Source organism: Candidatus Aquicultor sp., from assembly GCF_054640775.1.
The window spans coordinates 1,593-2,947 of record NZ_JBTSLF010000277.1 but is presented as its reverse complement, the minus strand read 5'-3'; the positions used below and the strand labels follow the sequence as shown (position 1 = coordinate 2,947).

At 46.6% G+C, this 1,355-nt stretch carries 1 protein-coding gene and 1 pseudogene; one reads left to right on the top strand and one right to left on the bottom strand.

What is annotated here, in order from left to right; translation table 11 throughout:
• Positions 1–354 (top strand): annotated as a pseudogene (locus ACYC56_RS14115) (hypothetical protein); the annotation flags it as partial.
• 75 nt (positions 355–429) lie between these two features.
• Here the strand turns inward: ACYC56_RS14115 and ACYC56_RS14110 are convergent.
• A complete protein-coding gene (locus ACYC56_RS14110; RefSeq protein ID WP_461374810.1) occupies positions 430–1,170 on the bottom strand; it encodes a sugar phosphate isomerase/epimerase family protein in 741 nt (246 codons plus the stop codon).
• Positions 1,171–1,355 lie beyond the last annotated feature (185 nt).

Below are 1,355 nucleotides of genomic sequence, written 5' to 3'. Positions count from 1 at the left end.
TCCGGCCGGCGCGGCCCGGATTACCTCAAAAAGAAGCTGGATCTGGCTCATGAAATCATTGGAAAAACGGAAAAGATTATGGGCCCTTTTCATGGCTTACAGATCCTCGACATCTTTACGCCTTTGACCATCCGGGATTGGGTCAACAGCCCCGAAGGATCGGCCTACGGCGTAATGCGCTCGAGCGAACAAATGCTTTCGGCCGCACTGTTGAATCGTACCTCATTGCACGGCCTCTTTTTAGCCGGCCAAAGCGTCTTGTCCCCGGGTATCTTAGGCACAATTTTGGGTTCTTTCGCTACCGTGAAATTTATCGTGGGTTCAGAGCGATTCCAGCGGGAAGTTCGAATCTAGTCTCGTAGGAAGGGCCGCACCCAGGGGCGTTATCCCTTTCTAACAGGATAATCTTTCCTGGCCAAAACAAGTAATTTATTTCAGGTAGGTAAGGATTTCATCCCTGGTTCTTTCCATTTCGAAGGGCTTTACTTCCATGGTCATAGTCGAAGCATACCCTTTTTCTTTGAGAAGGGAGAATATACGCGGATAATCTACGATCCCCGCGCCAAGAGGCAGGTGCAGGTCGTCTTTGTGGGACGAACCTCCAAGGTTGTCGTGGACATGGATATGCTTTATCCAGCCAAAACAATTTTGGATAAATCCAAAGGAGGTATTTTCCTCCGTCAGAAGCTGGGCATGGCCTATATCCAAGGTCATCTTTAGATCAGGAACCTGATTAAAAGCCTGGACAAAACTGGGATAAGGTTCACTCAAATTCTCAAGGCACAAAACAATTCCCCTGTCTCTGGCCGAATTCACCATTTCTGCTATGAGCTCAATTTTTTGGAAAATCACCTCTGGGTGCAACCTTCTTTCATCCAGCCAGAAGTGGAACGTTCCTTTCGTTATGGCCAGGGAAGCCGACAACTCAAAAAGCCTTTTCATTCGGGGCAGGAAACGGTCCCTGAGATTGGTCACATCAACGGGATTGCCTTCATTGGGATAATGGGCCAAAAAGTATATACCATATTGGTTTTTGGCTTTCAGGAGTTCATCAAGCTCCTGCTCTAATTGATCCGGGTCATCTAAAGAAATCTCCACATAGGGGTATCCGAGTCTTCCTATTTGATGAATTTGTTCAATGGAATGGGCTCTACCGCCGATAATAGCCATTCGTAATTCCTCCCCATTAAAAACTTTATCCGTTTTGGGATACTCCTTCTAAAAATGTAAACACCTATCTCATCGGTATCCGGAAAGATGGATTGGGAGGCGCTTTGGTCGGTTCAAAAAAAGGGATCGGAATAAAAAGATACGAATTCATAAGGTCCTCACACAAATATCGATGCGAGCCGCCG

Bases quoted from the DNA above. Each gene is read 5' to 3' on its own strand.
- ACYC56_RS14110 (WP_461374810.1), bottom strand. From the start codon at position 1,170: ATGGCTATTATCGGCGGTAGAGCCCATTCCATTGAACAAATTCATCAA.